The sequence below is a fragment of the Rhodococcus sp. LB1 genome (assembly GCF_001583455.1).
Taxonomy (GTDB): domain Bacteria; phylum Actinomycetota; class Actinomycetes; order Mycobacteriales; family Mycobacteriaceae; genus Rhodococcus_F; species Rhodococcus_F opacus.
Genome location: NZ_LTCZ01000237.1, coordinates 1 through 23,080, shown reverse-complemented (window position 1 = coordinate 23,080; position 23,080 = coordinate 1). Strand labels below are relative to the sequence as shown.

19 protein-coding genes and 2 pseudogenes are annotated in these 23,080 nt (G+C 65.7%); 16 read left to right on the top strand and 5 right to left on the bottom strand.

The window, feature by feature from the left end:
- Positions 1 to 354 precede the first annotated feature (354 nt).
- The 6 genes from AZG88_RS27495 (at position 355) to AZG88_RS27470 (ending at position 4,924) form a co-directional block, all read left to right on the top strand.
- Positions 355 to 1,794 (top strand): APC family permease, encoded by a 1,440-nt coding sequence (locus tag AZG88_RS27495; protein ID WP_025432648.1) that lies wholly within the window; start codon positions 355 to 357, stop codon positions 1,792 to 1,794.
- A gap of 145 nt (positions 1,795 to 1,939) precedes the next feature.
- Positions 1,940 to 2,881 carry an alpha/beta hydrolase gene (locus AZG88_RS27490; protein ID WP_025432647.1) on the top strand — a complete coding sequence of 314 codons (942 nt, stop codon included), beginning with the start codon at positions 1,940 to 1,942 and terminating at the stop codon, positions 2,879 to 2,881.
- Positions 2,882 to 3,034: 153 nt separating this feature from the next.
- Positions 3,035 to 3,826 (top strand): alpha/beta fold hydrolase, encoded by a 792-nt coding sequence (locus tag AZG88_RS27485; RefSeq protein ID WP_061699716.1) that lies wholly within the window; start codon positions 3,035 to 3,037, stop codon positions 3,824 to 3,826.
- Between the two features lie 27 nt (positions 3,827 to 3,853).
- A complete protein-coding gene (locus tag AZG88_RS27480; RefSeq protein ID WP_061699715.1) occupies positions 3,854 to 4,252 on the top strand; it encodes an MmcQ/YjbR family DNA-binding protein in 399 nt (132 codons plus the stop codon).
- A gap of 154 nt (positions 4,253 to 4,406) precedes the next feature.
- The gene (locus AZG88_RS55130; protein ID WP_269455070.1) at positions 4,407 to 4,541 is read left to right on the top strand and encodes a hypothetical protein; all 135 of its coding nucleotides are present in this window, start codon (positions 4,407 to 4,409) and stop codon (positions 4,539 to 4,541) included.
- The gene (locus AZG88_RS27470) at positions 4,538 to 4,924 is read left to right on the top strand and encodes a DMT family transporter (protein ID WP_226955492.1); all 387 of its coding nucleotides are present in this window, start codon (positions 4,538 to 4,540) and stop codon (positions 4,922 to 4,924) included. Before AZG88_RS55130 ends, AZG88_RS27470 begins: the two co-directional genes overlap by 4 nt.
- 380 nt (positions 4,925 to 5,304) lie before the next feature.
- Here AZG88_RS27470 and AZG88_RS27465 read toward each other — a convergent pair whose 3' ends face one another.
- The gene (locus AZG88_RS27465; RefSeq protein ID WP_061699714.1) at positions 5,305 to 6,429 is read right to left on the bottom strand and encodes a helix-turn-helix transcriptional regulator; all 1,125 of its coding nucleotides are present in this window, start codon (positions 6,427 to 6,429) and stop codon (positions 5,305 to 5,307) included.
- A gap of 107 nt (positions 6,430 to 6,536) precedes the next feature.
- Here AZG88_RS27465 and AZG88_RS27460 point away from each other — a divergent pair, with 107 nt between their 5' ends.
- From AZG88_RS27460 to AZG88_RS27450, 3 genes are all read left to right on the top strand, one after another.
- Positions 6,537 to 7,556, top strand: a complete 1,020-nt coding sequence (locus AZG88_RS27460) for a methyltransferase (protein WP_061699713.1) — start codon at positions 6,537 to 6,539, stop codon at positions 7,554 to 7,556.
- Positions 7,557 to 7,583: 27 nt separating this feature from the next.
- Entirely contained in the window at positions 7,584 to 8,711 is a 1,128-nt protein-coding gene (locus AZG88_RS27455; protein WP_061699712.1) for a flavin-containing monooxygenase, read from the top strand.
- 683 nt (positions 8,712 to 9,394) lie between these two features.
- Positions 9,395 to 10,309 (top strand): exodeoxyribonuclease III, encoded by a 915-nt coding sequence (locus AZG88_RS27450; protein WP_061043156.1) that lies wholly within the window; start codon positions 9,395 to 9,397, stop codon positions 10,307 to 10,309.
- 16 nt (positions 10,310 to 10,325) lie between these two features.
- Here the strand turns inward: AZG88_RS27450 and AZG88_RS27445 are convergent, their stop codons facing one another.
- Entirely contained in the window at positions 10,326 to 10,643 is a 318-nt protein-coding gene (locus tag AZG88_RS27445; protein ID WP_005246671.1) for a hypothetical protein, read from the bottom strand.
- Between the two features lie 65 nt (positions 10,644 to 10,708).
- Positions 10,709 to 11,626, bottom strand: a complete 918-nt coding sequence (locus tag AZG88_RS27440; protein WP_061699717.1) for a hypothetical protein — start codon at positions 11,624 to 11,626, stop codon at positions 10,709 to 10,711.
- Positions 11,627 to 11,871: 245 nt separating this feature from the next.
- Here AZG88_RS27440 and AZG88_RS27435 point away from each other — a divergent pair, with 245 nt between their 5' ends.
- Positions 11,872 to 13,062, top strand: a complete 1,191-nt coding sequence (locus AZG88_RS27435) for a hypothetical protein (RefSeq protein WP_037180818.1) — start codon at positions 11,872 to 11,874, stop codon at positions 13,060 to 13,062.
- A gap of 81 nt (positions 13,063 to 13,143) precedes the next feature.
- Positions 13,144 to 14,421: a sensor histidine kinase gene (locus AZG88_RS27430; protein ID WP_025432644.1), complete on the top strand. Its 1,278-nt coding sequence runs from the start codon at positions 13,144 to 13,146 to the stop codon at positions 14,419 to 14,421.
- 34 nt (positions 14,422 to 14,455) lie between these two features.
- On the opposite strand, the gene AZG88_RS27425 is transcribed toward AZG88_RS27430, so the two are convergent.
- Both AZG88_RS27425 and AZG88_RS27420 read right to left on the bottom strand, forming a co-directional pair.
- Entirely contained in the window at positions 14,456 to 14,668 is a 213-nt protein-coding gene (locus AZG88_RS27425; RefSeq protein ID WP_061699711.1) for a TOBE domain-containing protein, read from the bottom strand.
- Positions 14,669 to 14,747: 79 nt separating this feature from the next.
- A complete protein-coding gene (locus tag AZG88_RS27420; RefSeq protein ID WP_025432643.1) occupies positions 14,748 to 15,230 on the bottom strand; it encodes a hypothetical protein in 483 nt (160 codons plus the stop codon).
- A 131-nt stretch (positions 15,231 to 15,361) separates the two neighbouring features.
- Here AZG88_RS27420 and AZG88_RS27415 point away from each other — a divergent pair, with 131 nt between their 5' ends.
- The 5 genes and pseudogenes from AZG88_RS27415 to AZG88_RS27395 all read left to right on the top strand — a co-directional run.
- Entirely contained in the window at positions 15,362 to 16,768 is a 1,407-nt protein-coding gene (locus AZG88_RS27415) for a sensor domain-containing diguanylate cyclase (RefSeq protein WP_061043158.1), read from the top strand.
- A 351-nt stretch (positions 16,769 to 17,119) separates the two neighbouring features.
- Positions 17,120 to 20,158 carry a serine/threonine-protein kinase gene (locus AZG88_RS27410; protein ID WP_005246658.1) on the top strand — a complete coding sequence of 1,013 codons (3,039 nt, stop codon included), beginning with the start codon at positions 17,120 to 17,122 and terminating at the stop codon, positions 20,156 to 20,158.
- Between the two features lie 150 nt (positions 20,159 to 20,308).
- Entirely contained in the window at positions 20,309 to 20,698 is a 390-nt protein-coding gene (locus AZG88_RS27405) for a hypothetical protein (protein ID WP_061043159.1), read from the top strand.
- Between the two features lie 89 nt (positions 20,699 to 20,787).
- Positions 20,788 to 21,902 (top strand): annotated as a pseudogene (locus AZG88_RS27400) (CapA family protein).
- An 867-nt stretch (positions 21,903 to 22,769) separates the two neighbouring features.
- Positions 22,770 to 23,080: pseudogene (locus AZG88_RS27395) on the top strand (transposase); the annotation flags it as partial.

The window sequence follows — 23,080 nt, the reverse complement described above, 5'->3', positions numbered from 1 at the left end:
CCCGATCACCGAAACCGCCTGAGGCCGTGTTCGTTCTGGCGGTGACCGCTCGACGATGGGCAGCCGATGCTCGAACTTCTCGGCACCCTCGATGGTCGCAATCGGTCGGCAAGGCGTCCGTACCTGCCAGGGAAACTCCGCACGGGGACGCGGGTGCGTAGTGATCGATTCGCAGCGAGTCGGGCTCCGCTCTTTCCGCCGCGGTCACAGCGAAGAACAACCACCGGTGTCCACAACTCGACACCTTGCACATCTACGCGGCGCGAAGCCACTTGGCACTCGCACGCCTGAGACCAAATCTGCGTCCATCGCAGTCACCAGGAGGGCAGTGTCTTGACTGACAACGGTACGAGTGTGCGTACTCTCAGCGATCCGCTCGATGACAAAGACCCCAAGCTGAAGGGCAACCTCGGGACTCTCGGGCTCTTCTTCAGCGTGATGGCGTTCAACGCCCCGCTCGTCGTGGTGATCGGTGTGATCCCCATAATGATCGCCATTGGCAACGGCCTCGGCACACCGGTGCTCTTCATCATCGGCGGCCTCATCGTGGCGGCCTTCGCCACGGGGTTCCTCCGGATGTCGGAGGTTCTGGCACGTCCGGGCGCGTTCTACGCGTACATCACGGCGGGCCTCGGCAAGAAAATCGGTCTCGGTTCCGGTCTGGCCATGCTTCTCGCATACTTCTGTTGCTGCGTTGGGTATCTTCCCTTCGGCGGCATCGTGCTCGGCTCGCTCGTCTCGAATACCCTGCACGGACCGGATTTGCCCTGGTACGTCTGGGCGCTGGTGTTCTGGTTGATCGTTGCAGTTCTGGGCTATCTCCGGGTCGACTTCTCGGCAAAGGTCACCGCCGTGGTCCTGTTCGGCGAACTGATCGTCGTCTTCATCTACGACGTGGCGATCTTGGCGCGTGGGGGTGCCGAAGGACTGAGTGCTGCACCATTCAGCCCGAGTAACTGGTTCGATGGATCGTTCGCGATCGGACTGCTCCTGGCTGCTGGCATGTTCGGCGGCTACGAGGTCACCGTGTTGTTCCGCGACGAGGTGCGCAACCCGGCGAAGACGATTCCCCGGGCAACGTATGGCCTCATCGCCTGCGCGGTAGTCATCTATGCCACGACGACATGGCTTTTCATCAACGCACTCGGAACTGATGACGCGGTATCGCTGGTCACGGCCGACCCGACTGGGGCCATGGATTCGACGATGGTCACCTTCGGCAGCCGATTCCTCCTCGATGCCGCAACTGTGCTGGTCAACACCAGCGTCCTCGCCGTGCTCGTCTGCGCCCACAATGTCGGCGCACGCTACCTGTTCAACATGAGTGCAGACGGAGTCTTCCCACGGGCCCTCAGCGGTGTGCACGCACGCCACGGATCACCTCACATTGCATCGATGGTGATGAGTGCGGCAGCCCTCGCCGTGAACATGGTGGTAGTCGTCCTGAACATCGATGCGATGGCGTTCTATGCCGCCGTGCTGGGCGTAGCTGCACTGACAGGTATCACGGTGCAGTTCGTCACTGCTATCGCAATCCCGATCTACCTGAAGCGAACAGGCAATCACAAGGACCACGTGATGAAATCGATCGTCCTTCCCCTGGCCGCCGCGGCGGGCTTCGGCTCTGTGGTGATGCTGTCAATCTTCAGATTCCCGATCCTGACCGGTGGATCGCAGACCGTCTCCAATCTCCTACTCGTTTTCGTTTACGGCGTCTTTGCTTTTGGTTTCGTGCTGGCCTGCGCCCTGCAGCGGTGGCGCCCCGAGGTCTACAAACGAATCGGACGCCAGTGACCGCAGCGGTTTCCCGTGGGGATTAACCGAATGCCGGTGGTGACCGGTCCCGGCGGCAGTTCGCCGCCGCCCGCCAGCGTGCGGCGCCCGGTCGCGCCGAAGGCGAAACGACTACAACATCAGGCCGAGCACAAGGAAGGCTTTCATGACCGACGAACGTAGCAACGCAGGAAACGCCGGCATGTCCGCCGAGGAATGGGAGGAGTGGTTCGCCGACAAGCACATCACGACCGCAGACCGGGCAGCGTACGCGGACGCGGACGATACCTGGCCGGAGTACTCGCTCGGCTCGAACTCACGCCCCCGTGAGGGCGTGGCAGCGGGTTCGATCACGGTCCATCAGCACACGAGCCGAATCGCGTACCCGGATGTCGAACGTGACTATCGGGTGTACGTGCCGGCACAGTACGACGGCTCGGTGCCGGCGTCGTTGATCGTGTTCCTCGATGGATTGGAATATCTTGCCGGAGACTTTCGTGCCGACGTGGCCTTGGACAATCTCATCGCCAACGGCGAGATCCCGCTGACGGTCGCAGTCTTCGTGGAGGCGGGCCAGCAGGGACCGGGGTACCCGATCTTCGGTGGCTCGGACAATCGCAGCGTCGAGTTCGACTCGATCGACGACGCCTGGGCCCGGTTCCTCATCGAGGAGTTGCTCCCGGACGCGGTAGGTCACCTGAACCTGTCGACGGACCCGCGTGACCACGTCATCGTCGGGTTCAGCTCCGGCGGCAACGCGTCCTTCACCGCCGCATGGCACCGACCGGACTACTTCGGCAATGTGATCACACACTGCGGGTCCTTCGTCGACATCCGAGGGGGCCACAACCATGCACCGCACGTGCGGCGCAACGCGCGCAAACCGATCCGCATGTGGCTCCAGAGCGGGCGGCGCGATGCGAGGGTGGTCTTCGGCGACCTCGCGATCGCGAACCAGGATATGGCTGCGGCACTGGAGTACCGCTACTACGACCACCGGTTCATCTTCGGCGAAGGCGGACACACGCTGCGCCACGGCGGATCTGTATTCCCCCGGACGATCCGCTGGATCTGGCGCGACCACCCGTCCACTGCCGACACGTACTGACGCTCCCAACAAGGAAAGCGAACCATGCCAAGGAGGCGCCCGCAATCAAGGCACGTGCCTCGAGGGCGCCTCCATTGCCAGTCACACCGGCTCGAGGACGCGCTGTGAGCCGGAACGGAAAAGAGATCAATGAGCGGCACGAACTTGTCTCTAATGACCTCGGATGGCGTGACCATCCGGTACGACGACGAGGGCGAAGGACGTCCCGTCGTGTTTGCTTCCGGCTTCGCAGATCAGGGTTCGAGCTGGGTTTTCCAGCGCGACGCCTTGGTGGAGGCCGGGTACCGCGTCATCCGATTCGATCACCGGATGCATGGCCGGTCGGATGCTCCCGCCCACGGGCAGAGGATGAGCCGTCTCGGCCTGGACCTCGGCGAATTGATCGCCGCCCTCGACGTCCACGACGTGGTCCTTGTCGGTCACTCCATGGGTGTGTCGGTCAGCTTGGCGTACTTCTCGATCGCCGGGTGCGTGTGGGACCGGATCACGACCTTCGTTGCGATCGATCAGTCCCCGAAGATCGTCAACGAAGGGGACTGGCAGTGGGGTGTTCGCGACATCACCGGCGAAAACCTATACGACGCTGCCGACTTCCGATTCGATTGGTCGAATGCGGACCGTGAACCCCCTGCCCCCGACCATGTCAAGCCACTCCGACCGTCGGGTGACGATTGGTGGAAGGAGTTCCCGGTCGCAAGGGTTCGTCCTCTGCTGCTCGACCACTTCGTCGCAGACTGGCGTGACGTTCTGCCCCGCATTCCCATCCCCACGTGGGTCGTCACCGGCCGTCACTCGCCATACTACGAGCTCGACGGTATGCGCTGGTTCGCCGACACCGTCCGGAACGGGTACCTCAGCGTCTTCGAACACAGTGGACACGAACCACATCTGAACGAGTACCAAGCATTCAACTCCCAGCTACTCGAATTCATCGGGCAGCACTGACAGCGGCCAACGATCGATGGGAACGGTATGAAGGGCACCACGCTGCAGGCACACGCAAAATCGCGGGCAGCCGAACTCCCGGGCGCGAATCTCGAGCACCCGTTCGGACCGGAATGGGAGGTGTACAAGGTCCGCAGCAAGGTGTTCATGCTGTTGACCGAGGTCACCGGCGAGCCGATCGTGATCCTCAAGGCCGCTCCGGCCGACGGCGAGGCGCTGCGCAGCGCCCACGAGGACATCACGGCCGGCTACCACATGAACAAGCGGCACTGGGTCACATTGTCACCGGGTGGGTCGATCGACAAGGGCCTGGTGGGCGATCTGGTGACCGAGTCGTATCTGCTCGTGGTGGAAAACCTTCCCCGCGCCGAGCGGCCGGTCGACCCGGACACCTTCGGCAGGGTCGATTGTGGGACTGTCCGGTAACCGAGGGTGCGGCAGATCGCGCGGCGCATCTCTTGCCGCCCTCCCGGGGGTCGTACTCGATGCCCCGACTCCGCAGCGCCCCGTTCAGGATTTGCTGTGCGAGCAGATTTGCTGGCTCGTCATCCTTCGCGCCCACTTCCGAAACAAGGAAAACATGTCTGAGAACACCGAATACGACGGAGTGAAAGAACTGTCGGCGGCGTCGGGCGTACTCGCTCTGGCAGTCGGGCCGTGGGTCTGCCGCCGTACCGTTCAGGACAGTCTTCACCATGAGGGGGTTTACGCGTGATCGCGTACGTCCTGCTCATCGGAGCCATCGTCTGCGAGATCGTCGCGACACTGTCACTGAAGATGTCCGAAGGTTTTAGCAAGTTGCCGCCCTCGATCCTCGTGGTGATCGGCTACGTGTGCAGCTTCACGCTGCTCGGCTTGGCACTCAACCGCGGTCTGCCGATCAGCGTCGGCTACGCCATTTGGGCTGCCGCAGGCACAACGGTCGTCGCGATCCTAGGTGTCGTATTGTTCCGAGAAACACTGTCCGGCCTGGCGATAGCCGGTATTGCGCTCATCATTATCGGAGTAGCTCTATTGAATCTCGGTAACAGCGGACACGGCGGTTCGCCCGGTCCCGCAATGGACGATCAAATTGCGCACGAAGTGGTGGAGAGCTGAGTTCGAATCCGACCCACGTCCTCTCGAGCCGTCGAGAATCGATCCCTTTTCGACACCCCCTTTGACCGGTGGATCGGTTGTGACTCACGGCGATAAGTGGCATTGATTTCGCGGCTTTACATGGCGCTGCCTGCCGGACTCGCGGAGCCGCCGTTGGTCGTGTGAATTGGGATTGGGCTTGCAGGACGAACGGAGGGAGTCGGGGCCGCCTCCGTTCGCTGCGGCGGCGACAGAATGTGCGAGGGGCACCTTCCTGGTCGACGGCAAACTGTCGGTGAGCGCCGGCGTCGTGGAAGGAGAGATGGTTCGGGCGGTGAACCGTCTTGGTTGGCGCGCCATTGGCCGTGAAGCAGATACGCACAGCTGAGAGTTCGGCGAATTCAGTTGATGCCCTTCGCCCACCATCCGGATGGCGGGGATGCCGCAAGCTCCCAGCGTGGCGCGTAGTGCTCGAGGAATATCTGCCCCACCAGTTCCCCGCGGCTGCGCACCCCGGTCTTGTCGAAGATCGACTTCATGTGATCTTGAATTGTGTAGACGGATAACGACATTGCGTGCGCCATCTCCCTTGTCGATCGCCCTTGGATGCACAGCGCAGTGAGATGGCATTCGCGTTGGGACAGACCGTAGGCCATGGCAATGACGGGCGCGATCTCATGCGGCGTCGCGGGTTGGATGATGACGGCGGTGCGTCCGTCTTCGACGCCGGAAAGTCTGGTCCCGTACAGCAACAGCCAGGCGCCGGATCGCGTGCGTACCCGCGAGCGCGCGGCAAGTTCCAGCGGATCGGTGCCCGGTTCGATCGCCCGCGCCCGGGCCGCGATGGCCTGCACGACCTTCGATTCGAACGGCGTCGACGGCGCCGGGACCTCGACAATTTCGTCGATCCAGCGTTCCGCGGCGGGTGAGACCGATTCCGGGTTGGCCGCGGCGTCGAAGACCACCACGCCGGGGCCGTAGTCCACGGTCGTCACGGCGGCCTCGACCTCGTGGAGCATCGAACGTCGCAGACCGGTCGCGAGCGCGGGCGCCAGCGCGGCGATTGCGCGGACGTGCTCGGCGGTGTACCACGGCGCGCCCGCATCGCGCAGGAATGCCGCTGCACCCCAATAGACCCCGTCCGACACCAGGGAGACCCGCAGCTCGTCGCCGATTCCGTACGCCTCGTGCGAACGGTGCCGTGCACTGCGGGACAAATCTCCGTGGGTATCCAGACCAAGTGCACCCGCCAGGCGGCCACTGTGCGCAAGAAACGCCCACTTGTCGACGTCCTCGACCTCGTATTCGTAGTGCGCCAACCAGGATCCGGAACACCCGACGTTCCGGTTGACGCTGCCGGTGAACAGGATGGTGCCCGGGTCGACGGTGTGCCAGCAGCAGCGGTCATGTGGGATCACCGTGCGCAGGGCCTCGCTCATTCGCGCGCTGTACCCCACCCAGTCCAGCTGGTCGGCGGCGGCACGCGAGATTTGATCGCGGACTCGTGGCAGCATGCTCTGCGCCATGTCCGAAGTGTATCGCAGCAGGTTAGGGCTGCCTACCCCAGAAATCTGGGTGAATTCCCCAGGATTCAGGGATATGACGCAGAACCGACAACGACGACGCTGGTTTCATGACGATGACAGCCCATACCTCCGCCGAAACCGACCACGACCTGCCTAACCCGGAGCCGATCATGCAGCTGGCGTCCGGGTTCATGGCCGCCAAACACCTCTTCGCCGCCAGCGAACTCGGTTTGTTCGAGGCGTTGGGCGAGGGCCCCACCGACCTGCATGGCCTGGCCGCCCGCACCGGGCTTACTGCCCGAGCCACCCGGATCAGCGCCGACGCCATGGTCGCGCTGGGTATGCTCGAACGCCGAGGCGAACAGTATGTCAATACCGAGACGGCGGTCGCGTTCCTCGCCGGCGGATCGCCCGCCGACCTGCGTCCGCTGCTGCGGTTCTGGGACAAGATCAGCTTCCCGGCGTGGGAAGACCTGGCCGGCGCACTCGCCCGCGGGCCGAAACGTCAGATCTTCGACCTCGACGCCGCCCTGCAACCCATCGCCTCGATCGGTATCGAGGCGTTTTCGGCCGGCCCCTCGCTCGCCCTGCCGGACACGGTCGATCTGTCCGGCAGTCATCGACTCCTCGACATCGGCGGCGGCACCGGCTCCTGGTCCATCGCGGTGGCGCGCCACTGCCCGCAACTGAGCGCGACCGTGTTCGAGCTGCCGGCGGTTGCCCAGACCGCGCAGGACCGCATCGCGTCGGTCGGGCTGGAGGGGCGAATCGACGTATGCGCCGGCGACGCGATGGCCGACCCGCTGCCCGCCGGATACGACGCCTTCCTGGTCGCGAACCTGGTGCATTACTGGTCGCCGGAGCAGAATCGTGCGCTGCTACAACGCATTCGCGACGTCGCCGCACCCGGCGCCACGCTGCTGATTGCCGACTTCTGGACCGACCCCACCCACACCCAGCCGGTCGCGGCTGCCCTGATGGCGGGCGAATTCGCGGTCCACCTCGAACACGGCGACGTCTACAGCGTCGGAGAAGGCATCGCCTGGCTGCAGGACACTGGCTGGCGCTACCGCGACCATCGCTCGCTCACCGGCCCGATGAGCGTCATTGTCGCCGAAACCGCATGAAACAAGACAACACCCAAGGAACACACGATGAGCGAGCATCAAGTCGCAATCGTCGGTGCCGGCACCTCCGGGGTCGCGGCGGCCGTGGCCCTCGCCGACCGTGGCATCAACCCGTTGCTGATCGACCGAGCCGACCAAGTCGGTTCGTCGTGGCACTCTCGTTATGACCGGCTGCGACTGAACACCGGCAGGCAGTTCTCCCACCTGCCGAACCGCCCCTACCCCAAGGGCACGCCGACCTTTCCCACGCGGGAACAGGTGATCGAGCATCTCGAGCGGCACGCACGTGCGGACGGGATCGAGCTGCGCCTGGGCTGCCCGGTGGAACGGCTCGACCTAACGGACGGGCACTGGCGGTTGACCACCGCTGCCGGTTCGGTCGACGCTGCCGAGGTGGTGGTCGCGACCGGCTTCGATCATGAGCCCTTCGTCCCGGACTGGCCCGGACGCGGGGACTGGCGGGGTGCACTGGTTCATTCCTCGCAGTACCGGAATCCCTCGCAGTACAACGGGAAACGGGTCCTCGTGGTGGGAGCGGGCTGCTCGGGCATGGAAATTGCCTACGACCTCGCCACCGGAGGCGCGGCAAAGGTCTGGCTTTCGGCTCGCACACCGCCGAACATCATGCTCCGCCAGGGACCTGGTGGCATACCGGGAGACTTCATCGCGACGCCGCTCTACCATGCCCCGGTCCGTATCGCGGACGCAATCGCTCGGTTCGGCCGGGAGAGGAGCATCGGCGACCTGCGCGAGTTCGGATTACCGATCCCCGACGAGGGGATCTTCGCCCGCAGCGCCCGCCTCGGCGTGGCACCGGCGATCGTCGACAAGGAGCTCATCGCCGCGATCCGAGACAGGTCCATCGAGGTCGTTCGCGGAGTCGAGTCACTCGACGCGGACAGCGTGTGGCTGGTGGACGGTGTGCGAATCGACCCGGAGGCGATGGTCTGCGCGACGGGGTTCCGCCAGGAACTCGAAAAGCTGGTCGGGCACCTCGGCGTACTGGACGAGCGAGGTCGGCCGCACGCCACCGGTGAAAAGCCGGCCGCCGAGAGGTTGCGTTTCATCGGGTTCGTGCCCAGGCCGTCGCAGATCGGGTTCGCGGCGAAGCAGGCTCGCCGCGCGGCCCGAGCGATCGCGCGGGAACTGCGGTGAGCGTCGGCGGTAGGATTCTCCCGCCCTGCTCCGGCGCTCGAACAATGGCGGGTCTGCGCGGAGATGGCGACCGGTCAGATCCCCCCACACACACAAACGGTCGTTCATGAGACATCACTGACCGGTTGACGTTTACCCAGGTCGGATGTGTAAAGAACACTGTGTACGGAACAACGTCACGTTGTCGGGGGTACGCGATACATTCCCCGATGTGAGGATCGGGTACGGCCGAGTGTCGACGCGGGATCAGCGTCCCGAGTCGCAGCATGAGCGCTCGCCGCGCAAGCGAAGAACGGCAACCTGACCGAGGCGTTCAACGGTGGCTCACGGCAGCCGGATGGACGGACACCCCGGATCTCTTTTGCCTGGGCCACACATGAGATGCCGTTGACTGAACGATATCCGCTCCGACCAGCGGCAATGACTCAGGACTCACGGAACGATGCGGTAGACGAGGGCTTTCCGACGAGGGCACCGCCGGTAGGGGAGAAGGACAATCCGTGGATTGGTGGGTTTGGTACATACCCATCCCGGATGGATGGCGGTACGCGCTGATCGAGCTGCAACGGCAGTGGATCGGGCTGGGCTGACCCTCGTGCCACGGGTGGAGAAATACCGCACCTTTCGAATACCGCACACCACCAGTCATACGACGCGTCAGTCGGATCCTTACACTGTCACTCGTGCGAATCGCGACCTTCAACGTCAACGGGATCCGCGCGGCGCAGCGGCGCGGCTTCGAGGACTGGTTGGGCGACCGCGGCCCCGATGTGGTCGCGCTTCAGGAGGTGCGGGCTCGTGCCGAGGCCATCCCGCCGGGGGTGTTCGGCGACTACCACCTCACATACGACGAGGGGGACGTCGCGGGCCGCAATGGTGTCGCGGTCCTGACCCGGCGTGCGCCCGTCGCGGTTCGAACGTGGAGTGGCACGGCGCTGATACGTGCACCGGGTGAAATGCACACCGAAAGCGTCGCACTGGATCCGGAGCCGCTGGCTCGGGGGCTGGGAGAGTTCGCGAACCAGGGTCGGTACGTCGAGGTCGACCTCGACGAGGCGCCGATCACGGTGGCATCGATGTACCTGCCGAAGGGTGGTCTTCCGGCCCACCTCCAGAAGCCCGGGCGGATGCGGGAGGCGCCTGACGGCGGCGCCCGGTACGACCGCAAGATGCGCTTCCTCTCCGCGTTCGCGCGACAGCTGACCCGCTCGCGGCGCACGGCACGCGCACGAGGCAGGGAGCTTCTGCTGATGGGTGACCTCAACATCGCGCACACTCGTTCCGACGTACGGAACTGGCGGCGTAGCAACCAGGCCGAGGGATTTCTGCCGGAGGAGCGCGAGTGGTTCGACTCCATCCTGTCGCCGCGCACCCTCGTCGATGTCGTCCGGCGACAGCATCCGGGCGTCGACGGTCCGTACTCGTGGTGGTCGTGGCTGGGGCAGTCGTTCGTGAACGACATCGGCTGGCGCATCGACTACCACCTCGCGACGCCGCAACTGGCACGAGCGGCGGTCACGGCCGGCACCGACCGTGAGCCGGCGGCCGACCGCCGGATGAGCGATCACGCTCCGGTCGTCGTGGACTACGACTTCTGAGCGGTCAGCCCGACACTCAGGTGGTCAGTTTCATGGACAAGAAGGCCAAGGTCGCCCCGAACTCCCGGATCTCGCTGGGCTGATCCGGCTGACATGCCCATTCGATCAGGTCTCGATCGGCCACCAGGTCGGCCGCGCGACGGCGGGACTCTTCGGGGTCGGGCGGTGCTGCCCGGAGCGCATCACCCAGCCGGCTCAGGGGTTCGACGAGAGGAATGAGCTCGGAGGGAGGGCGGTTCTCCGGCGTGAAAACCCGCTGAGCACTCTTGATCACCGTCATCGCCGCGAGCCACGAGCCCTCCCAGGTGCCGGCCTCGTCATTCGGTGGTTGCATAGCGTCAGCGTAGACATCGAGCGTCGAGTCTCGCGGGGACTGACCTGAAATCGCGGGTGATCAGTCTACGGCTGTGCGACCACGGTGTTCCCGTTGTCGTCGGTGCAGTTGATCGTGTAGCCGATCTCCGCGGATTCCGGGTCTCCCGCGAGGCGGCATTCCCACCCGTCGAAGCTGTACACCGGTTCACTCTTGTCAGGCGCGGCGAAATACTTGGTGAGCATCGCGTGGGCCTCGTCGCAGCGGAGCGTTCCCTTCACGATGACCACGGTCGCAGGCTTTCCCGTCTCCGGATAGACAACAGGGCCACACTGATTCGATCCGCGCGCCTGCTGGGGGAGCGGGGCCGCCGTGGGCGCGATCTGCGCCGGGCTCGCGCTGGGGAAGCTCACGGGAATCGGGGTGAACTCGAACTTGTAGCCGCTGGTGGAGATCGTGAACCCCTTGTCCGTTGCATCCTCCCTGCAGGAGACGCCGGAGAACTGCACATTGCAACTGAATCCGTCGATCGCCAGCGTGGTGTCGTAGGGGAGGACGTTGGCGTTGTCCGGAAAGACCGTTTGGTTCCAGTTCTGGAAGCTCGGCTCCTTCCCCGCCTCGACCGCGATGACGTTCGCCTCGGCCGGCGGGCCTCCGTCCGGCGAGGCGATCTGTGGAGTCCCCGGAACTCCCAAAGGCCCCGCGGTGGGATGAGTGGCGCATCCGGCCAGATTCTTGGTGGGAATGATCGAGCACCGCCATTTCCCTGACGGTGTGACGAAGCCGTAGGTATCGGTTTCCGGGTCGCTGGAGGCGTACACCTTCGCATCGACACCGTTGACCGGTGCCTCCGCGGCCGGTGCCTCGCTGGAGGTGCTCGGCGGCGCAGCCGATTCGGTGCCATCGGTCGACGACGCGTCCTGGGTGCAGGCCGCAAGAAACAGGGACGACGCACCGGCGATCGATGCCAGTGCCACCGCGGACCGAAGTCGAACCCTGGTCATGAACCACACCCCTTCCGCTTCAGTCTGCTGCACCGATCGGATGAGATGTTCCCACGAATACCGGTGTGCCGGGTGGCATCGATCGATCCGCGCCGAAACACCGCGGCGGTAGGTGACCGAAGGTGTCGAGAAGGTCCACCCAGGGTGTCGCATTACCCCACCCTGTGGTGATGGTGCCGGATCCGGATCCCCACGAGGATCGATCTCGTGTTCCTCGAATTGCCCGTACTCGCGGGTGGCACCCGGTGAGTCTTCGCGCGCAGAGTGCGACCGGCCTGGTGACCGCCGTATTGGCGGTCGCGGTGGCGGCATCCGTCGACTGGCAGTTGTGCCGGGGCGTTTTCAGTCCGACGGAATTGGCGTTGTTCGTGATGGTCGGAGTGGTGTTCGTGGCGGCGGGTCTGGTTGCCAAGAGCCACCGGCCGCAGGACAACCTGGGGTGGCTGCTGGTTGCCGCCGGGCTGCTGTGGCTGGTGAAGGGGTTTCGACTGTCGACGGTTCCGGTGCTGTTCACGGCCGGCGCGGCGCTGACCAACATGTACATTGCGGTGCTGATCCAACTCGTGTTCAGTTTTCCCTGGGGTCGGTTGCGCCACCGGTGGGAGCGGTGGTTCGTCGGCGGAAGCTACGCGTACTATGCGGTCGCCGTCGTGTCCGAGCTTGCGTTCCTCGACATCCACCGCATCAGCCCGGCCCATCCGCCGTCGTTGAATCTGCTCTTGGTGAGTGACGACCCGAGGGTCTTCGCGGCGCTGCAAGTGATGTTCGGCGTGGTGGGGATCGCCCTCGGTGTGGTCCTGATCGGCGTGGTGATCGCCCGATGGAGGTCGGGTTCACCGGCCTATCGGGCCGCCGTGGCGCCGCTGTGGATCGCCGCTCTGCTCGGGACCGCCGCCACCGCGTGGACACCGCTGGTCTCCGTGTGGGTGCACAGCTCACAGCACACGTGGACGCTGCTTCTGCGATATCCGTCGACTGCGCTCATCCCGCTTGCGGTGCTGGTCGGGATGTGGCGCTACCGCGTCGCCCGAGCCGCAGTGCGCAACCTGATGATCGAGATCGGCACCGCCCCGCTCGGTGACGGCTTCATCGACGCGCTGCGTGCGGCATTGCGCGACCCGGACCTGGCGTTGTGGTCGTTCTCCCGCGCAGACGACGGGTACGTGGACGCGCAGGGGCGTCCGCAGGTTCTGCCACCCAGGAACGATCCCCGCGAGGCGACTGCCCTCATCCGCGACGGCGTCCTGGTGGGGGCGTTGGTGTACGACCGGGCGGTCGCCGACCAGCCGAGGCTTCTAACGGCCGTGCGGGCCGCAACCACTCTGGCGCTGGACAATCAGCGACTGCACGGCGAACTCGAGGCGCAGTTCGCGGAGGTCCGCAGGGCCCGCGCGCAGACCGTCAAGTACCCGGGGTCCGCACCTCGCCGGTGCTAGAATCTTGGGCATTGTCGCAGGTCCAGCAGTTGATGTCCCCGCATCTTCCTGTCGGAGTCGCCCGGCCGAGGAGGCCGTCCCATGGCTGAGTCATCGGTACTACCCGCGGATCTCGGCGGCAGCCCAGATCTCGAACGCATCATCCTCGAGCACGCTTACCGCGGCGCCTATCTGCAACTCGCGCTTCGCGGTGTGCTGGTGCTCTTCATTGCGTTGACTCTCGGGTTCGTCCCGCCCATGAACGATGCGGGCGTGTGCGTCGCGGTCCTGATCTGCTACGCACTCTGGTCCGGCGGGCTCGCGCTGTGGACTCGTCGAGGCGGTCCGGGGCCGGTGAACGCGATGTGGCTCGCACTGTTCGTCGACCTCGCGGTCCTCGGCTGCCTCACCCTGTTGACTGGTATTGCAGCACAACAGAGTTGGACCGCAGACATCCTGAGCAACGGTTTGTTCGTGATCCCGCTACTGGCCTCCACGCAGCTGCGCCCAGGTGTCTGCGCGTCCGTGGTCGTGCCTACGGTCCTGGTATTCCTGGCCGCCAGCTGGGCCACGATGGCTTCGAACGAAGAACCCTGGACCTCCATCCTGCTCAGCACGATGGCCCTCGCCGTCCTCGGTGCAGGCGCCGTCGTGCTCAGCAGAATTCAACGCTCCAGAGTGCTGACCATCGGTCACCTGGTGCGCGACCGCACCGCCCTGCTCGCGGAGTTGATGGGTCTCGAACAACGCGAACGACGTGCGTTGTCCGAGCAACTCCACGACGGGGCGCTTCAATTCGTCCTGGCCGCGAAAATGGACCTCGACGACCTCACCGACAGTGCCGATCCGGAAGCGGTGGATCGCATCACCCACGCACTCACCGAATCCGCGACCCTGCTCAGGGCGACCGTCTCGGAGCTGCATCCCACTGTGCTCGATCGTGTCGGTCTCGCTCGCGCTCTCGGCGACATCACCCGATCCGCCCAGGCACGTGGCGGTTTCGACGTGGAGCTCCTGACCTCGGAATGGGTCGACGACCTTCGCACCACGGCTGATGATGTGCTGTTCAGCGCGGCACGCGAATTGCTCAGCAACGTGGTGAAACACGCGCAAGCCCGTACCGTCCGAGTCGAGCTGGCGCGGTGGGGTGAGCATGCGGTCCTCGATGTCACCGATGACGGGTGCGGCATCTCCCGTGAGGCGATCGACCGCAGCCTCAGCAGAGGCCACATCGGACTGACTTCGCACGAACTCCGTGTCGTCGCTGCGGGAGGCAGCTTCTCCGTCCACCCCGGACCTCGATCGGGGACGGTTGCGCATATCGAAATGCCGTTCGAGATCGTGATGGCACCCGATTCCCTCACGACCTCGGCGCACTAGCAGTGCGCGGGTCGCTGAGCTGCTGAGGTTCGGCCTACTCGACGCCGAGCATCACCTCGGTGGATTTCACGAGCACCGTCGCAGCCTCACCCGCCTTCAGACCGAGTTCCTCGACCGCCTCCTTCGTGATAGATGCGGTGACGATCTGCTCGCCTCCGTCGAGTTTCACTTTCACCGTGGCCATCACACTGCCGAGGGTGACCTCGGTGATCGTTCCGGCGAGCTGGTTCCTCGTGGACAAACGCATCGTGAACCTCCATGTCGGGCATGTCGCTCCGACGCTAGCCGCAACCACTTCGGGAAGGGAGAGGACTGGACCTTTCGGGTCAGTCGGATGTGACAGCGGACGGACTGGCTTCGAGGAGGGCCGTGACACAGGTGGGGCCGAGACCGATCTCCGGCCACCCTGCCGAGATCATGATGTCGTGCGGGCGTGTACAGGTTCCGAGCCAATAATTCGGCTCGGTGCGGTACGCGGGTACCCCGCCCCACTTCAGCGGCGAACCGGATCGCGGCAGGTAGGGGTCGGCTTCGCCCGCCACGGGCCCCAGCTGCAGCAGCACCGACAGATACGACCACTGGGTGTCGGGATCGGTGGGATCGGACAGCGATCGCGTCTCGTGATGCGCACGTTCGGCGGCGCGTCCCGTCGCAGTCAGCGCGAGTCGGACATGGATTCCGGACGAGAAGGCGACGATTCCGAGCAAGTCGAGGGTGATGTGAGTTTTGGACGCGAGAATGGTGGGACCGTGCACCGCGGTCCCACTGGCTGCCGGCGGCGCGAATGCCGGCCAACGCGCTCTGCGCATGCCCACGATCGTGCACCTACATCGGGGCAGAATCAACGTGCCACGCCCGCACCGCCGCGGCGTTGCCGACGCGCTTATCGTGGAGGAGGTCACAGGCGGGTGTGGGACGGTTCGCAGGGGAGGGAGTATCCATGGAGGCTCTGCCGGATTCGGGGATGTTGCTCGCAGTCCTCGAACACACTCCGGTGTTGGTGTTCGTGTCCGAATTCGTCTCCGGGCGGATCGTGTATGCCAATCCCGCCGGCGTCGGTCTGCTCGGATTGGGGGATGCCGCGCACGCGTACGCGAGGACGACGGCGGAGCTGTTCACCGATGTCGGTCTCGTGCAGGCCCGTGAGGTGGAGTCGGCGCTGGTCGTGCGGGGGGAGTGGAACGGGCTGACGGAATTCCGCCATTTCGTGACGGGCGAGCCGATCCCGATGCTGATCTCGACGTTCGTGCTGCAGTACACACGCACCGGGCCGTCGCTGATCGCCTCGATCGCACAGGATCGCCGCGGCGCCGAAGAGGACGAACAACGCCTGCAGCGCGCTCTGGGGGAGTCCGCGTACCGGGCCCGCGAGCAGCAGGTGATCGCAGACTTGAGCCAACTCGCCGTCGGCGGAGACCTCGACGAGCTCCTCGCGGCGGCAGCCGGTGCGGCCGCCGCATTGATGGGTGTGCAGTGCTCGTCGATCGCGCAGATGTCCGACGGCGGCGAACTCGCCGTGCTGGCCTATCGGGGACCCGAGCCCTCGCCGACGACGTTCGCCCCGGGAAGGGGCTCGCAACCCGGGTATGCCGCCGCCAGCGGGTCGGTGATCGTCTGCGCCGATCGGGTCCACGAGACCCGGTTCTCCACTGTCGGGATGACCGGGCGCGGGCTGCACAGCGGTGTGTGCGTTCCGATAGGCTCCGAAGCGGTGTGGGGAGTGTTGACCGCGCACAGTCGTCGTCCCCGCGAATACACCGACCGTGATCTGACCTTTCTGCGCTCGGTGACGGCGGTACTGTCCGCGGCGATCCGCCGCATCGAAGCCGAAGCCGCGTTGGTGCACCAGAGCTTGCACGATCCGCTGACCGGGTTACCGAACCGCGCACTGGCCCGCCGCCGGCTCGACGACGCCCTGGACGCCGCGCCGCGCGGCGGCCCGCGCGTTGCGCTGTTGTTGGTCGATCTCGACGACTTCAAGATCGTCAACGACAGCCTCGGCCATGCCGGCGGCGACGACGCACTGATCGTTCTCGCCAGGCATCTGCGGTCGGCGGTGCGCCCGGGCGACACCGTTGCCCGCCTCGGCGGTGACGAATTCGTGGTGGTGTGTGAGCACGTCGCGGGCGCAGCGGAGGCGGTGGCGATTGCCGCTCGGATCACCGGAAGCTTCGCCGACCTGAACCGGGCAGGATCTCTCGACTGGCCGATCAGTGCCAGTATCGGTGTTGCACTCTCCGATCCGGAGTGCACCCGCGAAGAACTCGTCCGCCGGGCAGACTCGGCGATGTATCGGGCGAAGGCTGCGGGGGCGGGCGGATACGCGCTCTACGACGGCCCCTTCTAGGACGGCCGCAGAACGCGATCGGTGCGCTGCGGCCGACGTGACATGAAGTCGTGGCTGCCGCTAGGCACCCTAGGGGGAAAAATTGTCATCTTGACGCGGATCTCGACCCGTCGAATACTTTCTGGACAGGGCGGATCCCGTCTACATCCGACGAAAATACTCCGCGCTTCGCCCTTGTGACAGAAAGATATTCGTGTCGTCGACTGCTGGTGAACGCATCGGCGTGACTGGGCGACCTGCATCAGAGGTGAATGCGATGAACACGAGTGCGCACGTCGGCACGAAGCCGGCCCTACTCGGCAGGCCTAGCCGCGACATCGTCGTGGATGTCGGAAGGAACTGAGGCGCCCGATGGCCGATTTCGACCCAGATGCGACCCAGGCGGCGTCGGTCCGTGCAGTCGGCCACGGGATCGTGGCCGAGTTGGACGCTGCCGGGTTCGCGGGTGCCGAGGAAGTCGGCCGGGGCGGGTTCGGTGTCGTATATCGCTGCCTGCAGCGTTCGCTGGGTCGAATCGTCGCGATCAAGGTGCTGACGTCGGACCTGGACCCCGAGAATCGTGAGCGCTTCCTGCGCGAGGGGTACGCGATGGGTGGGCTCTCCGGTCATCCGAACATCGTCAACATACTGCAGGTCGGCGTGACCGACACCGGTCGCCCGTACATCGTCATGCACTATCACCCGCGCGATTCACTGGCGGTCCAGATACGCCGCGAAGGTCCGCTGCCGTGGCCGGAAGCGATCAGCATCGGGGTGAAGTTGGCGGGGGCCTTGGAGACGGCGCACCGGACCGGCACGCTGCATCGCGACATCAAACCCGCGAACATCCTTCTCACCGACTACGGCGAGCCGCAGCTCACCGATTTCGGCATCGCGCACATCGCCGGCGGGTACGAAACGGCCACCGGCGGGTTTACCGGCTCACTGGCGTTCACCGCGCCGGAGGTGCTCAACGGGGAATCGCCGACGGCGAGGTCCGACGTGTACGGACTGGGCGCGACGATCTTTTCACTGATCGCGGGGAGGGCGGCGTTCGAGCGGAAGACCGGTGAGGAACTTGTTGCGCAGTTCGTGAGGATCAGCAGCCAGCCGGTGCCGGACCTGCGCGCCCAAGGCATCCCGGACGGCGTGTGCGCCGTGATCGAGAGGGCGATGGCGACGAATCCCGCTGCTCGGCCGCCGACCGCCGAGGAGTTCGGACACGAACTTCAAGCCGCTCAGCGACACATCGGATTGCGCTCGGACGCGATGGCACTGGCACCCCTGGAGACCGTGCAGACGACCGAGGCGCACCGGTCGGAGTCCGGTGCCGATGGATACCGTCGAATCCGGTACGAAGGGTCGGACAGCGGTCAGCGTCTGTGGGTCGAACCGACCCAGCAGCTCCAGCCCGATTCTCATCCCTCGGGTCCACCGCTCTGGCCGCCGACGGGCCCGCCGCCCTGGCCGCCGGCCGTAGGTCCGGGCAGCGTCGGAGAGCCCCGCACAGGTCGGCGTGCGGTCCTGACCGCGCTCGCACTGGTCGTCGCGCTGGTGCTGGCCGGCGGCGGGTACCTCGTGCTTCGAGAAACCACCGGACCCGGCACCGCAGGACCGACCGTTCAGGACGCCGGCGCGCCTCCTGCCGTCGACCCGACTGCGGCGTGGCGACCGGTGGAGGATGCCCGTGTTGCCCGCCAGCAGACGGCAACGACAGTCGCGGACGGGACGATCTGGGTCTTCGGAGGGTTGGACGACAACGGCGTCTCGGCCCGGCAGGAGGGCTACGACCCGGCAATCGACACCTGGAAGGCCGGCCCCGACCTTCCGGTTCCGCTCAATCATGCGATGGCCGTCACCTACAACGACGAACCTGTGCTGATCGGCGGTTGGAAGGCGGAAGGTCAGAACCTGACCGCGGTCGACTCCGATCGAGTGATGGCCATGCGCGACGGTCGGTGGGTGGACCTGCCGCCGCTGAACGCACCGCGGGCGGCTGGGGCCGCGGCCGTGGTCGGCGACAGGATCGTGGTCGCGGGCGGACAGGCGAATGGTCAACTGGTGGCGACGACCGAGGTGTTCGACGGCACGAAGTGGACGACCGTCGCCCCTGTCCCCACGCCACGGGAGCATCTGGCCGGGGTGTCGGACGGTACGTACTTCTATGCGATCGGTGGACGGGACCTGGCGTCGGACCAGAACACCGCCGCGGTCGAACGGTTCGATCCCGTCGCCGGAACGTGGGCGACGTTGCCTCCTATACCCACTCCTCGCGGCGGGCTCGGTGCGGCGTTCATCGACGGCCGCATCGTCGCTGTCGGTGGTGAAGAACCGACCCGGGTGCTGTCGACGGTCGAGGCCTACGACGTGGTCGCGGGGACGTGGTCGCAATTGCCGGCTCTGCGCACACCGCGGCACGGGATGGCGGTCGGCGCGGTCGGCGACACGGTGTATGCCGTCGGCGGCGGTGTCAAACCGACACACGCCGAATCGACTGCTGTTTCCGAGGCCCTGCAGCTCGCGCCACGCAAGACCCAATGGGCGCCGGCGTGGCGTCCGCTGAAGGATGCGCCGATCGCCCGTCAGCAGACGGCGACGGCCGTCGCGGACGGCACGATCTGGGTGCTCGGCGGACTCGACAATGCGGGGTCGACCCCGAAGGTCGAGGGAAACGACCCCGCCATCGACACCTGGAAGGCGGGCCCCGACCTTCCGGTCCCCCTCAATCACGCGATGGCCGTCGAGTACGGGGGCGAGTTGGTGGTCCTCGGAGGCTGGGTGCCGAAAGGTCCGAACCTCACCGGGACGACGTCGGACCGGGTGCTCGCGCTTCGGAACGGCAAATGGGTGGATCTGGCGCCGATGAACGAGCCGCGGGCTGCTGGTGCCGCAGCCGTGGTCGGCGACCAGATCGTGGTCGCCGGGGGACAGGCGGACGGCGAACTGGTGGCGACGACCGAAGTGTTCGACGGCACGAAATGGACAACCGTCCCGGACATCCCCACACCACGGGAACACCTGGCCGCAGTGTCGGACGGCACGTACTTCTATGCCATCGGCGGACGCGACCTGGCGTCGGACCAGAACACCGCCGCGGTCGAACGCTTCGACCCCGCCGCGGACACGTGGACGACGTTGCCCGCCATGCCCACTCCTCGCGGCGGACTCGGCGCGGCGTTCATCGACGGCCGCATCGTCGCGGTCGGTGGCGAACAACCGACCAAGGTGCTGTCTACGGTCGAGGCCTACGACGTCGCCTCGGGGACCTGGTCACAATTGCCGCCCATGCCCACGGGGGCTCACGGGATGTCCGTCGCGACGGTCGGTCACACCGTCTACGCCATCGGCGGTGCGCTACGGCCCACCCACGCGGAGTCCACCGCAACTGCACAGGCACTGGATTTCTGGTGAGCGTGCCGGTGTCGACGTGTCGTTCCTCCAGCGGTCACGCACGCTGAAGGTCTTCTGTCCGTGTAGTTCTGCCCAGTAGAGGGGGACTAGACTTGTCGTGGGAGGGGCGAGTTTCGCACAAGATGCGAGCCGGGTAGGAAGTGGTTCGTGATGAAGGTGACGGCGAAGGCCACCCGTTGCGGCGGCTGGTGGGTGGTGGAGGTTCCGGGAGTCGAGGCGGCTCTCACCCAAGCACGGCGGCTCGATCAGGTTTCTGCGATCGTGGCGGATGCCGTGCATCTCGTCGAGGATGTGCCGGTCGAGGACGTCGAGGTTGTCCTCGAGTACGAGATCGGGGATTCAGCGGCGCTCATGGAGGCCAGAGCGGCCCACTTGCAGGTCGAGTCCGCCGCCCACGCGCAGGAATGTGCAGCGCGGGCCTCGCGGGCCGCGGTGGCGCATCTGCGCCGATCGGGTCTCTCGGTGCGTGATATCGGTGTCATCCTCGAGCTGAGCCCGCAACGGGTATCTCAGCTCGACCGAGCCGGCGCCCGTGCCTGATGACAGTGCGAGCGACGGGTGCATTCTCCGAGCCGTGATGTCGGTCTCCGAGTATGTTCCCGGTACTCGAGCTGTCGCTGAGGATTTCGATGTCCGACACCATCAGGATGTTCCTCGCCGGCGACGTGATGACCGGTAGGGGAGTCGACCAGATCCTCCCCTCTCCCGGCGACCCGGAGTTGCGGGAGCCTTGCGTCCGCGACGCCCGCGAGTACGTGGCGTTGGTGGAGAAGCGAAATGGTTCGATCCCCGGCCCCGTCGAGTTCGGGTGGCCGTGGGGCGAGGCGTTGCGCGTCCTCGACGCTGCGGAGCCCGACGCCCGCGTCGTCAATCTCGAAACGACCGTCACCACGTGTGCCCGCTTCGCGTCCAAGGGAATCAACTACAGAATGCATCCGTCGAACGTAGGGGTGCTCACCGCTGCGCGGATCGACGTCTGCGTACTGGCGAACAATCACCTGCTCGACTTCGGTCCCGATGGGCTCGTGGAGACCGTCGACGTGCTGGCCCGCAGCGGCGTGCGGACCGTCGGAGCGGGGCGCACCGTGGCGCAAGCGTGGTGTCCCGTGGTCGTGGAGGCCGGGACGGGGCGCCGGCTGCGATCTGGGCAGCAGGTATGTCGTCGAGCGGGGTCTCGCCGCACGGGGCGGCCCGCCGGGGCCGGCCTGGCGTCGCGTACCTGTCCGAAACCACCTGCGCCGAGGCGGACCGTGTGCTCGACCGGACGCGGCTGATACGGCGGAACACGGACGTGGTGGTGGTCTCTCTGCACTGGGGTTCGAACTGGGGATACGACGTGCCGGATGCGCATGTCGAGTTCGCGCATCGGCTCGTCGACGGTGGCGTCGACGTGGTCTTCGGGCACTCGTCTCATCACCCGCGGCCGGTCGAGATCTACCGAGGCCATCCGATCTTGTACGGCTGCGGCGACCTGATCAACGACTACGAGGGCATCGGAGGACACGAACGCTTCCGCGACGACCTGCGTCTGCTCTACCTGGTGACCCTCGACGCGCGCACCCACGAACTGCGCGAGCTGCGAATGGTGCCGATGAAATCCCGGCAGATGCGACTGCACAAAGCGTCGACCAGTGACACCGAATGGCTGCGGCGGGTTCTCGACGGGATCAGCCGCGGCTTCGGCACCCGCATCGATGCGGAGACCGACGAGTTCCTCGTCGCCCGGGCGGCGCGCGAGAACTAATGGCGCGACTCGTTCCGGGCGCGCCCGGGCACGAACGGTGCGACATCGTAGGTGTCCCACGACTGACCGACATGCAGGATCCATTCAGGGATTCGGCCACAACCGATCCGGTGATCAAATGCGGTGAACGGGGCATTGCAGAGTCAGTACGCATCAAGCTCTCAACTGCGCGAATTGGTGAGGATGCGGAATACCTGAGGATGTCGGTAGTTGGGGTGCGCAGGGCGGCATAGGAGGGGTGGTTGTCTTCTCGGCGTGCCGGTTCGGGTCACCGAATTTTTGACCGCCTGGACCCCGACGCTTATCTGGGCGGGCTGCATCGGAGTGTGCGGGAGTGACGCCGGAGAGGATGGAGGCATTGTATTGCCGGGTGTCGGGCTCGGCAGGGCGAGAGGTGTCGCTGCCGATCAGGAAAAGATTCTGGGGGAGAGCGCCACTGGTGGGTATACCTGGTCTGCCGGGATCGCGGTTCGGGTCTCGAGGGAGCAGCGGGTGGGGCGCGACTGGATGCTCGACTACGCGATCCATGGCCGGTTCACGTCGGTGCAGCAGGTGGTGGGGCGGGATCGGTTGGCCCGGTCCGTCGGTGGCGTGGATCGGGAGGTACGTGTCGGAGGTCGGCGTTACAGTCGGGTCCCGCGAGACAAGGGGTGGCAGACCGCTGATGAAAGATTTGATGGATGGCGTCAAGCCCGTTGCCAGCATCGTAGTCCGGCCGGTTCTATCAGCTGCGGTCGAAACAAGATCAACACCAGCTTCAGGGCAAAGCCGTCGCACGGTTGGGGAGGGGTAGCCGTTGAGCATCTCGGGGGATCGCAGGCCTTCGTCGAGCGCGTGGGTGCTCGCTGATCGTGAGTTGTGCCCAGCGTGACCGGGCGGGTTGCGACTGCGCCGCGGCAGTTCGCGTTCACCACCCGCCCATATATGGCGGTCGATGACGCGACAGGTGAGGCGATTGGCCTCGATGATGTCAATATCCGGGTGGGGTGGTTGCTCGACCTGATTGCCCCGGCCGGCGCTGAGTTGGTGTCGCGGTTGTGGCAGGCGGCGACGTTCGATGTGCTCGCCGCAGGCCGTGACCGCCAGGACCGCAAGCTGCCCGTGCAGGGTCATGTCGCCGCGGCCCGCCTCGGCTGGAACCCGAACTATCCGGACGGAATCTACGTGCCGTCGCGGGT